The organism is Agrobacterium sp. ST15.16.024, from assembly GCF_027956545.1.
Classification (GTDB): Bacteria; Pseudomonadota; Alphaproteobacteria; order Rhizobiales; family Rhizobiaceae; genus Agrobacterium; species Agrobacterium cucumeris.
Window position 1 is genome coordinate 616,492 of the sequence record NZ_JAQKGO010000002.1, and the last position, 10,592, is coordinate 627,083.

Consider the following 10,592-nt stretch of genomic DNA (forward strand, 5'->3'; position numbering starts at 1 on the left):
TTCGAATATGTCATTTTCATCAGGCCAAGAGGAGACCACGATGACCCCTGATGACATCGCTCACGCCATGACCGGAGCCATCCGCACCACGTCAGAAAATCGGCAGGAAGCGCTGCTGCCGTCGCCGATGATCCAGAACCATGCAAGCTTTCTGCACCTGGCTGATGACGGCGCCTTGCTGTGTGCATGGTTCGGCGGCACGCTGGAAGGAAAATCGGACATTTCGATCTTCGCTTCCGTGTTGATGCCCGGCGCGACAAGCTGGGGCGCACCACAGCGCCTGAGCTACGACCCTGCCCATTCCGAACAGAACCCGGTTCTTTTCACCGCGCCGGATGGTGCCCTGTGGCTGTTTCACACCGCCCAGCCTTCCGGCAACCAGGACGAATGCCGCATTCGCATGGCGCGAGTTACCCGTGATATGACGGCACCGGAAAAGCTCATCTCCGAAGAGGGTCGTTTTCTCGATCTTCCGAAGGGCTGCTTCATCCGCGCCCCGCTGCGCATTCGTGATGACGGCGCATGGCTGCTACCAATCTTCCGCTGCATCCAGCGCCCCGGCCAGAAATGGAACGGCAGCCACGACACCGCAGCACTTGGCATCTCCAAGGACAATGGCCTGACATGGCAATTGCAGGAGCTCGAAAATTCGACCGGCTGCGTGCATATGAGTCCGGTTTCCGGCGGTGATGCACGCTACTCCGCCTTCTTCCGCCGTCGTCAGGCCGATTTCGTTTATCGCACGGAAAGCGCTGATGGCGGCCGCTCATGGTCAAAGCCGCAGCCGACCGACGTGCCGAACAACAATTCCTCCATTGCCGCAATCAGGCTCGGCGACGGCCGGCTGGCGATGATCTGCAACCCCGTCAGCGCCGCGCAATCGAGCGACCGGCGTGCCTCGCTTTATGACGAATTGGGCGAGGATGACGGCAGACCGGATGCCGATCCGACAGGCGGATGTGTGCCGGTCTGGGGCGTGCCGCGCGCGCCGGTTTCCATCTGCATCTCCGATGACGACGGGCTCAGCTTCCCCACCCGTATCCTGATCGAGGACGGTCCCGGCACCTGCCTGTCGAACGATTCGACTGATGGTCGCAATCTGGAAATGTCCTATCCATGGCTTCTGGAAGCACCGGACGGTACGCTGCACGCCAGCTACACCTATCATCGCCGCGCAATCAAATATGTCCGGCTGGCGCCCGGCTGGGCCGAGGCCAGGGACGGGAGAAAAACATGAGCAACATCATTGGCATCACCATGGGCGACCCCTGCGGCGTCGGTCCGGAAATCACCGTCAGGGCGCTTGCCGAAATGTCCGCCCCGGACCAGGCCGCCACGCGGATTTACGGCAATCTGGCCACGCTTCAGGCGGCACGGGATGCGCTTGGCGTCGATATCGATCTGACACGGCATGTGGTCGACCTGCCCATCGAGGGCGCGCCGCTGCCGTGGGGTACACTATCGCCGGTCGCCGGAGACGCCGCTTTTCGTTTCATCGAAAAGGCCGTGCGTGATGCAGAAGCGGGCGAAATCGGCTGTATCGTCACCGCACCGATCAACAAGGAGGCGCTTAACCTTGCCGGCCACCATTATGACGGCCACACCGGCATGTTACGCAGCCTCACCGGCTCTTCGGCCGCCTATATGCTGCTCGCCTCCGAGCGGCTGAAGGTCATTCACGTTTCGACCCATGTTTCCCTGCAGGACGCCATTGCCCGGGCGACGACGGAACGGGTGCTGGCGACCATCCGCGCCGGCAATGCACACCTGAAACGCATCGGTTACGAGCGGCCGCGCATCGCGGTCGCTGGCATCAATCCGCATTGCGGTGAGAACGGCCTGTTCGGCACCGAAGATGACGATCAGATCGCGCCCGCAGTCGCCGCTGCCCGCGCCGAAGGCATCGAGGTGCATGGACCGATTTCCGCCGATACCGTTTTCCACCGGGCCTATTCCGGCGCTTTTGATCTCGTTGTCGCGCAATATCACGATCAGGGCCATATCCCGATCAAGCTTGTCGCCTTCGATACGGCCGTCAATGTTTCGGTCGATCTGCCGATAGACCGTACCTCCGTCGATCACGGCACGGCCTTCGACATTGCCGGCAAGGGCATCGCCAATCACGGCAATATGAAAGAGGCCATCGCCTATGCCCGCAAACTCGTGGCGGGCAAGAGCGCGAAAGGATAAGCACCATGTCCACAGCTCCCATTCTCATCCATCAGCCGCGCAGGCTTGCCGTTGGCGCCGGCACCATCGCACAGGTCGGCGCCTTCGCCGGCAAAACTGCCTCGACCTTAGTGATCGCCACGCCGCTGACAGCGAAATTCGTCGACCGTTTGCAATTGCAGGGTCCATTCACGGTGTTTGATGCCATTCCCGGCGAGCCGGACACGGCGACACTCGATGCAGCACTCGACGCGGCACGCAATGCCAAACCCGATCTCGTCATCGGCCTCGGCGGCGGTTCGGTAATGGATGTGGCAAAGCTGGTTGCCGCATTGTGGAAATCAGACCAGACGCTTGAGGATGTGGCCGGACCGAACAGGGTCATCGAGCGCGACGCCAGGCTGGTGCAGATCGCCACGACCGCCGGCACCGGCTCGGAAGCCGGCATTCGCTCGCTGATCACCGATCCCGTCAAGGGCGTTAAGATCGCAGTCGAAAGCCCCCACCTCATCGCCGATTTCGCCGTGCTCGATCCGGAACTCACCTATTCCGTGCCGCCGGCCGTGACGGCGGCAACGGGCGTGGATGCCATGGCCCATTGCGTCGAAGCCTTCACCAACCGCAAGGCTCACCCGATGATCGACGGTTTTGCCCGCATGGGTTTTGCGCTGGTCGGCAAATATCTGGCACGCGCCGTCCGCGATGGCACGGATACTGAAGCGCGGGAAGGCATGATGCTCGCCTCCTATTATGGCGGCATCTGCCTCGGCCCGGTGAATACGGCCGCCGGCCACGCCATCGCCTATCCGCTCGGCACGCTCCTCAACCTGCCGCACGGGCTGGCGAATGCCATTGTTTTTCCGCATGTCCTGGCCTTCAACCAGCCCTCTGTTTCGGCAAAAACGGCGGAAGTGGCAGGTGCGCTCGGCCTTCGCGAGCATCTTTCGCCGGATGACCTGCGCAAGGCGGCAACGGATTTCTGCGCCGGGCTCGGCATCGAAATGTCACTGGCAAGGCACGGGGCAACCGAGACCGATCTTCCCCGTTATGCCGAGGACGCACACGCCATCCGCCGGCTGATGGACAATAATCCGGTCGATATGAGCCTTGAAGACGTGCTCGGCATTTACCGACGCGCCTTTTGAAAGAAGGGGCGGCACGCCTCCGGGCGTACCGGCCTCAATCCGAATGCGAAGATTCGAACAGACGGTCGCGCGATCCCGTCAGATGCTGGAGCATCAGCTGACGCGCCGCCTCCGCATCCCCATCGGCGATAGCCTTTGCAATGGCCTCATGTTCGGCAAAAACACGCGTCAGGCCGGAGGCCTCGCGCTTTACCGACATGCCGTGGAACTTCATGCCCATCGCGATATGATCTTTCAGAGCCTCCATCGCAGTGGAGAAATAACTGTTCCTTGCCGCCCGCGCGATGGCGAGGTGGAACTGATAGTCGGCATCCTCACGGTGGGACTGGCGATTGGTGGCGTCCCGCATCAATTCGAGCGCCTTCTTGATCGCCGCAAGCCTCTCGCCATCATGCCGTAATGCCGCCGCAGCGGCCGCGGCCGGCTCCAGCGTCAGCCGGAATTCGTAGCAATTCAGAAGGTCGGCGACATTTTCCAGCTGCCCGAAGCCAAGCGGCTCGCGCAGGCCAAAAGCCCGCACATAGCTGCCGGAACCTCTTCGGGAATAGATGAAGCCCTGCTCGCGCAGCCGCCGCAAAGCCTCGCGCACCACTGGTCTCGAGACCTCGAATTCCATCGCGAGTTCATGTTCGGTCGGCAGCCGTTCGTCCGGCTTGTAGGCACCGGATTTGATCGCCCGGTGCATTCTCTCGAAAATAATGTCCGGAAGTGCCTTACGCGCCGTTTCTTTCATCAGCCCCATCTGGTCAGCTCTCTCCGGCGTCGTTTACGCCAAGCATCATTTTCGCAATGTGTTTCAACGTGTCAGCTTGCCCAAAACCGCCGGACTTCGCAATGATGCATTGGTCGCCCGCCCAGCCGACGCCCAGACCCGGCAGACATTCGCCAGCAAGACGCAGGCGAGAAATGCCCATGGCGCACAGCACGGCTTCGGCCGTCGCCCCGCCCGAGAGAAGCAGCCTGCCGGCAGCCGCCGTGAAGCGCGGTACGACGCCTTCCGCCAGCCGATCGGAAACGATAAGTGGTGAAAGATCTTCTGCCCCTTGCGTTGCACGAACAAGTGTCAGGCCGGAACCATTATGTGTAGGGGAGGATACGACACCGTTGGGCGCATCGATAACCGACACAAGCCCGGCCCGCTCAAGCGCTTCCATTTGCTCTACCGTAATCGGATCACGCGAACCGACGACGAAAAGTCCCTTGCCAGCCGGAATAATCGCCGTTTCGGCAACAGTCCGACCCGTCATAGCCTCGGCAAGAGCCTCGGCAAGCCCACGTGCGCCGACCAGAAGATCGACGCCTTTAGCCTGTGCGACGGCGAGAGCTTCGCGGATGTCACCCTGCGATCGCGTATCGGGTATCGTGCAGCGACCAGCGTGTCCGCCGAGCTTCTCATGAACTGGAATGGCGACGTCAACGCCAAAGCCGGATACGGCCCCGCCCATAACGACACGTCCGAAATCGGGGATGGCGGGCGCGACAAGTGCGTGCCGATAGGACATCGCATCCATTTCAGCCGCAATGTGCCCCTTCAGCCGGGAGTCGACCTTCTTGAACAGGATCGTATCCGCTGGAACCAGCGCCAATAGTGACCGCGTGCGTTGATTGGCTTCTTCCGCATCACCGTCTCGACAACCCAGGTTAACGCTGAGGACAGCAGGCGCATCCGCGAGGGCCGTGGGCACACCGTCAAGCCCGATCGCAACCTCGGTCGCCAGCCTACGCCCGGCAAAGGGTGCGGCGGCGTCGAGCGCGCCTGTCAGATCATCGGCGAAAATCAGCAGCACGGGCGAAGCCTTCAAAAAAGTTGTAATGTTTTACCTCAATAAATTTATTTATAATCAATAGATAAACAGATGTGAATAACAAAAATTATTATGCAGACTTTCGAATTGGCCTGCTGGCGATGAAGCGAACCGCTAGGCCATCGCTAGATTCAGAAAAGGGCAAACGCGGCCAATACGCATGCGGCTCCGCAGGCAAGGCGAAAGACGGCAAACAGGGTATCGCCGCTAGATAAACCGGAAAGGCAGCCCTGAGATAAGCCCTTTGACAAAACGCTTCTTTTGAAAGCGCCCGTTCAGCGAAACACGCGGCAACTGCGTTGGCTTTTCGAGGCTATGAGGGCCAAGAACACCGGCCTGCGTGGTGACCGCCACGGAAAATCCCGCCTCGAACACCGCCTTTGCCTCGCGCTCTGCCACTGCTTTTGTCCAGCCATAGGGATAAGAAAAGGATTGTGGCCGACGGCCGACATAGGCCTCCACCCGGCGGGTCGATTCCTCGATCTCGTGCGCCAGACGCGCCGCATCGATCTTGCGCATGTTCACATGCGTCATGGTGTGTGCGCCGAAATGCACCAGAGGATCGTTCGACAACGCCCTGAGTTCATCCGCATCCATGACAAGCTCGTCCACGATCGCGATTGGATCGATGGCGTGCTGTCTCGCGGCGCGGTCGATCCTTTCCACTGCCTCATCCTCTGAAAAGTTCTGCACGAAATTTTCAAGGCGCGTGAATGCTTCCGCCTTCTGTTGAGGCGTGGCGGATGCCACATGTTCCGGCCCGGAGCCGAAATCGAAGTCAAACGATGCGGCTTTCTGCGTCAGTGCAGCCGCGGTTTCCCACCACAGGCTGCGCGTCCGTTCAACAAAACCCGGTGTGATGAAAATCGTGTAGGGAACGGCATATTTGCGGAAGACCGGCGCGGCATGAACGGCATTATTGCGATAACCGTCATCAAGCGTGAAGGCGCAAAACGACCGGCCTTCGCGATTGTCGGCAAGCAATGCCGGTAAATCATGCAGGTGGACGGGAACGAGACCACATTCGAGCGCTGCCTGTATCGCCTCTTCCAGAAACTGCGGCGTGACGGACAATTGCACATTGGCCGCAAAAGGCGAGATGGCCTCCCCTTGGCGCACATGATGAAGCGTAAAAATCACGCCACGCCCGGCAAGCGACGGAAATGCAGCGCGGACCACGGGGAGAGAACTCACCTCCAGCCCGGCCCTTATGGCTCCGTATTTCAACAGGCGCTTTGCCGCCTGTCCGGAAACCGTTGCGGATTGTTTTGACTTCAGGCCGGGCAGAACCCGTTTTTTGGCGACTCTCCAGGCGGTGAGCGGCAGATCGATAAGACCCGGCAAGGGATCATTCAGCGCAAAAGCGGCCCAGCTGCGGATTTTGCCCAGAGATGCGACGTAGTCGCCGATATTTGCCTTGCCGCGCCGGCTTAATGTAAAGGCGGCAACCGTATCACGGACAAGATAGGACCACGAGACGCCTTGTCGCGCAGCCTGGGACGGGCCGGTGGGCACGTCATTGGCAACCTGCCATAATAACGCGCCAAGATCGACGCCAGCCGCCGAACTGAGGCCGAACCAAGACCATGGGCGCGGATTGACATCGAGAAGCTTCAGCGAACCATCCCTGCCGTCGCGTTTGAATTCCACCTCGACCAGACCGCTGTGACCGGCCGATTTTAATATCGTCCGGGCCGCCTTGATCGCCTGTTGGTTGTCGACAACCTCGACGCAGGTGCTGGTATATCCGAAATCGACGGGATATTGACGCGTGCGCCGGGCGGTGAACTCGGCAACCGGATTGCCGTCGCGCCATAGCGCCGCATAGGAAAACTGGCATTCTCCCCCACCGGGGATGAGTTCCTGCACCACGACATTGCCCGCGCCGATCTCCGCGCTCGCATCCGCAAAGGCGGTTTTCAACGCCTGCCGGTCATCGGCGCGGATCACCTTCGCGCGGGAAATCACGGTATCCCCGCCACCCATATTCGGCTTGAGGATAACGGGAAACGTAACGTCCAGCGCATCGATGTCATCGGCCGATGTCAGCGCATAGGTCCGGGGGAACGAGACGCCAAGCTCCGCCGCGCGTTTGTAGAGCAGCGGCTTCTCACACAACCATTGCAGGGATGGCCAATCCGGCAGGATGATCTTGTAAAGGGCGGAGAGTTCGTCGCGATGTTGCGAAACGAGTTGTACCTCGCCATCCCCGGATGGCACGAGCAGACAGCCCTTCAGATGACGTTTCTCGGCCATTTCCCGCAAAAAGGGCAACGCCCCGGCATCGTGCGGGCCGGCCCAGCGGATCGTCTCCCGCACGAAGCGCGACCAGCCCGGCAGAGGTGAATCATGGGTGAGATAATAGACAGGCACATTCAGGGCGCCGAGGCTGCGGGCAAGGGCAAGCGTGCCGTGAGCACCGCCGACAATAACAACACCTGGAATGGTCAAAGCCTGATCCCCGTCCTATTCCATACCTTGATCGCAAAAATTGATAAATAAATTGGATATTTCTAAAGTATTGAGCGGTCGACGATCGAATTGCCGGAGCCGAAGCGCTTCTTACTCTCCTGAGCTTCTTTCAGCGCTTCGAAATTTGCTTCGAACTGAACTGGAACGGCATCACACCTCTTTGCGGACGGGACGTGGCTCGCCCTTATCGTCCACCGCGACCATGATGAAGACGGCTTCCGTGACCTTTTCGCGTGAATCCTGATAATGCCTGCGGGTCCAGGCTTCGATCTTGAGCGTGACGGAGGTGCGTCCGACCTTCTCTATCCGGGTATAGACGCACAATGTATCGCCGATCTTGACCGGCTTCTTGAAGACGATTTCGTTGACAGCCACGGTCACGGTGCGGCCGCCGGCCACATCATTGGCGCGGACGAAAGCGGCAAGGTCCATCTGCGACATCACCCAGCCGCCGAAAATATCGCCGGCCGGGTTGGCGTCGGCGGGCATGGCAAGCGTTCTGAGGGTAAGTTCCATGTCGGCGGGCGGTTGCTGGTCCATATGTCAAATTCCTTTCACAAACCTCCCGCTGCCGGATTTAGACAACCGCGCCTCATCAGCCAATAGCCGATTTATCGCGGCAGCCCTTCCAAAACAGCAAGGAATCACAAAGCCATCGTAAGCTTCGGTTAACCATGATGGGGCACGATTCCAAAAAACGCGAGGGCGTGCGAATGGCCTATGACTGGAGTGGGAACAACACGATACAGCAACGTTACGACCGCATCATTGTGGTGGTCGCAAGCGTTATCGCAGTTAGTCTGGCGACCGGAACCATTGCGCTGCGCTCGCAGGCGGGACCGGAGACCACCATAAATCTCGCCAAACAGCAGCGGCTCGACCTGGAAAAGTGGCATTTGCGGCTTTGATCCGCCGCAACCGACCCAAATGATGACATAGCGAAACGGCTATTGCGAATTGCCATCACGCTTGGCGATATTTTCCTTCGGTACGGCGTGGTCGAGATGCGCCACAGCCGGAGAAAGAACCGACAGAAACGTCTCTGAGCGACCAATATAGATGATCGCCGCGCCATCGATGCCGTTCAGAACTGCAGCCAGCGTATCCTGCGTCTGTTTCTCCAGCCCTTCCAGCAAATCGTCGATGACGACAAATTTCGGCTTCAGCAACAGGGCATTGGCGACACGGATGCTGGCCTGCTCATCCGGATCCAGTTTCTTGTCCCAGCGGATGTTTTCATCGAGACGGGGCGCCATATCGCCCAGCCCGCACGCGGTGAGCGCCGCGACATAATCCTCCTCGGCAAACCGCTGCGGCGCGCGCGGATAGGCGAGAATTTCGCGCAGCGAACCCGTCGGCAAATAGCCATGCTGGGCAATGAACAGCGTGTCGGATTGCTCGGGCATTTCTATTCTGCCCTGCCCCCAGGGCCACAGTCCCGCCATGGCGGCAAATAACAGCCGCCGGTTCACGCCCTGCTCGCCATTGATCATCAGCCGCTCGCCCGGCCCGATCTCCACATTCGCCTCGCGCAGCCTGAAACCGCGCTCAACATCCTGCCCGCCTGCATCGCGGCAGATGGTGACCGACTGAAGGCGGACCTTTTCATTCTCCGCGCTCCGCTGCAGATCGATCGCCAGCCCGTGCTGTTCGACACTATCCATCTGGATCAAGGCGTTGCGAAACACCGAGACGCGCTGCAACGTCGCCTTCCAGCTGGCAATCGGGCCGAAATTGTCGATGTACCAGCGAAGCGCGGTATTGACCTGGTTGAAGGCGCCGACAGCCATCATCAGCCCGCCAAAGGTGAGGTTGCCGGAAAAATAGACCGGCGCCGCGATCAGGATCGGCGCAACGACCGCCAGCCAACCATAACCCGACGAGACCCAGGTTAGATGCGTCAGCGCCATGGCCAGCCCCCGGATCACACCGAGCACGGCATCAATATCGACCCCGATCCGCCGCCGCTCGTTTTTTTCACCGCGCGCCAAAGCGATCGCGGCCAGATTTTCGCTGGCGCGCATCAGGGAAAAGCGCAGTTCCGCCTCTTTCGAATAACGTTCAGCGTTCAGCCCAACCAGACGATAACCGACAAGGTTGCTCAGCAAAGATGCGGAACCGGCATAAAGGATCGCCGCCCAAACCATATAGCCGGGAATAGGGACAAGATCGCCGTTGATGGTGATGGAAAAGCCCGCTGACAGGCCCCAGAGAACACCGATGAAGCTGATAAGCAGGATTGTTGCGTTCACGAGACCGATGGACAACGCGGTGCTGCTTTCGGCAAGGTTGCGGACATCATCGTGCAAACGCTGGTCGGGGTTGATGGCAATCGTGCCGAAACCGGCAAGACGGGCGGCGCGGCCCGGTTTCAGCCATTGGTCCACCATATCCTTGGCAAGACCCTCGCGCATGTTCAGCGCCGTCATCTGGTTGAGCCAGGTCTGGATGACGTTGAGCAGCAGCAACAGCCCGGCAATGATCGCGAAGACCTCGAGTTGGTGAATGAAGGCATCAAGATCGCGCCGCTCCAGCGCATTGTAGAAAGGCGCGTTCCACTCGTTGAGGCGGATCTGGCCATAGGCCGTCAGCAATATTACCGTCAATAGGGCAAACGACAGCAATATCAGCCGGTTGCGCACCGGCGAGGTCCAGAAGGCATTGCCCATCATGCGCAATTGCGCAGGAAAATCGAGATCGAAGCCCGAAGGGTTAGCCGCGCTCTTGCGCTGATCGTCGGTCACCGTTGTTGCCATTCATTCCATTCCGAAACGTCTGTCGGCAAAGAAAGCGGGTCGCGATTCTGCGCCTTGCGATGCCAAGCAATAACACGCCGTTCGACCTTGTCCACAATCCCGGCGAAATCCCGGCGGCGGCGATTGAAAAGCGCGGATAAATCTTCGCGCGAGCAAACCTTTCGGCCCGTAGCAACAATGCGGATGTCCCTGGAAATGATCCTTGCTTTCTTTTCCTGCATTGCACAAAATCCAAATAATTTCAG

The 10,592-nt window shown here is 59.7% G+C and carries 10 protein-coding genes; 4 read left to right on the plus strand and 6 right to left on the minus strand.

Annotated features, from left to right (window positions below; translation table 11 throughout):
* Window positions 1-40 precede the first annotated feature (40 nt).
* The 3 genes from PL640_RS11360 to PL640_RS11370 are packed head-to-tail and all read left to right on the plus strand — an operon-like array spanning window position 41 to window position 3,314.
* Window positions 41-1,237 carry a sialidase family protein gene (locus PL640_RS11360; RefSeq protein WP_271361954.1) on the plus strand — a complete coding sequence of 399 codons (1,197 nt, stop codon included), beginning with the start codon at window positions 41-43 and terminating at the stop codon, window positions 1,235-1,237.
* On the plus strand, window positions 1,234-2,190 hold the full coding sequence (gene pdxA / locus PL640_RS11365) for a 4-hydroxythreonine-4-phosphate dehydrogenase PdxA (protein ID WP_271361956.1): 957 nt from the start codon (window positions 1,234-1,236) through the stop codon (window positions 2,188-2,190). Before PL640_RS11360 ends, pdxA begins: the two co-directional genes overlap by 4 nt.
* A 5-nt stretch (window positions 2,191-2,195) precedes the next feature.
* On the plus strand, window positions 2,196-3,314 hold the full coding sequence (locus PL640_RS11370; protein WP_271361957.1) for an iron-containing alcohol dehydrogenase: 1,119 nt from the start codon (window positions 2,196-2,198) through the stop codon (window positions 3,312-3,314).
* A gap of 34 nt (window positions 3,315-3,348) precedes the next feature.
* Here PL640_RS11370 and PL640_RS11375 read toward each other — a convergent pair whose 3' ends face one another.
* The 4 genes from PL640_RS11375 to PL640_RS11390 form a co-directional block, all read right to left on the minus strand.
* On the minus strand, window positions 3,349-4,056 hold the full coding sequence (locus tag PL640_RS11375; protein ID WP_046798992.1) for a FadR/GntR family transcriptional regulator: 708 nt from the start codon (window positions 4,054-4,056) through the stop codon (window positions 3,349-3,351).
* A gap of 4 nt (window positions 4,057-4,060) precedes the next feature.
* Window positions 4,061-5,101 (minus strand): four-carbon acid sugar kinase family protein, encoded by a 1,041-nt coding sequence (locus PL640_RS11380; protein WP_271361959.1) that lies wholly within the window; start codon window positions 5,099-5,101, stop codon window positions 4,061-4,063.
* 225 nt (window positions 5,102-5,326) lie between these two features.
* Window positions 5,327-7,570, minus strand: coding sequence for a polysaccharide deacetylase family protein (locus tag PL640_RS11385; protein ID WP_271361961.1), 2,244 nt, complete (start codon window positions 7,568-7,570; stop codon window positions 5,327-5,329).
* Between the two features lie 171 nt (window positions 7,571-7,741).
* Entirely contained in the window at window positions 7,742-8,131 is a 390-nt protein-coding gene (locus tag PL640_RS11390) for an acyl-CoA thioesterase (protein ID WP_142841649.1), read from the minus strand.
* A gap of 173 nt (window positions 8,132-8,304) precedes the next feature.
* Here PL640_RS11390 and PL640_RS11395 point away from each other — a divergent pair, with 173 nt between their 5' ends.
* A complete protein-coding gene (locus PL640_RS11395; protein WP_046799408.1) occupies window positions 8,305-8,499 on the plus strand; it encodes a hypothetical protein in 195 nt (64 codons plus the stop codon).
* A gap of 39 nt (window positions 8,500-8,538) precedes the next feature.
* Here PL640_RS11395 and PL640_RS11400 read toward each other — a convergent pair whose 3' ends face one another.
* Window positions 8,539-10,347 (minus strand): ABC transporter ATP-binding protein/permease, encoded by a 1,809-nt coding sequence (locus PL640_RS11400; RefSeq protein WP_271361964.1) that lies wholly within the window; start codon window positions 10,345-10,347, stop codon window positions 8,539-8,541.
* Window positions 10,332-10,568, minus strand: coding sequence for a hypothetical protein (locus PL640_RS11405; RefSeq protein ID WP_271361965.1), 237 nt, complete (start codon window positions 10,566-10,568; stop codon window positions 10,332-10,334). The genes PL640_RS11400 and PL640_RS11405 overlap by 16 nt, the downstream gene beginning before the upstream one ends.
* Window positions 10,569-10,592 lie beyond the last annotated feature (24 nt).

What these genes read in the sequence shown, in the direction of transcription:
- PL640_RS11360 (WP_271361954.1), top strand. Translation starts at nt 41, where the DNA reads ATGACCCCTGATGACATCGCTCACGCCATGACCGGAGCCATCCGCACC.
- pdxA (WP_271361956.1), top strand. Translation starts at nt 1,234, where the DNA reads ATGAGCAACATCATTGGCATCACCATGGGCGACCCCTGCGGCGTCGGT.
- PL640_RS11370 (WP_271361957.1), top strand. Translation starts at nt 2,196, where the DNA reads ATGTCCACAGCTCCCATTCTCATCCATCAGCCGCGCAGGCTTGCCGTT.
- PL640_RS11375 (WP_046798992.1), bottom strand. Translation starts at nt 4,056, where the DNA reads ATGGGGCTGATGAAAGAAACGGCGCGTAAGGCACTTCCGGACATTATT.
- PL640_RS11390 (WP_142841649.1), bottom strand. Translation starts at nt 8,131, where the DNA reads ATGGACCAGCAACCGCCCGCCGACATGGAACTTACCCTCAGAACGCTT.
- PL640_RS11395 (WP_046799408.1), top strand. Translation starts at nt 8,305, where the DNA reads ATGGCCTATGACTGGAGTGGGAACAACACGATACAGCAACGTTACGAC.
- PL640_RS11400 (WP_271361964.1), bottom strand. Translation starts at nt 10,347, where the DNA reads ATGGCAACAACGGTGACCGACGATCAGCGCAAGAGCGCGGCTAACCCT.
- PL640_RS11405 (WP_271361965.1), bottom strand. Translation starts at nt 10,568, where the DNA reads ATGCAGGAAAAGAAAGCAAGGATCATTTCCAGGGACATCCGCATTGTT.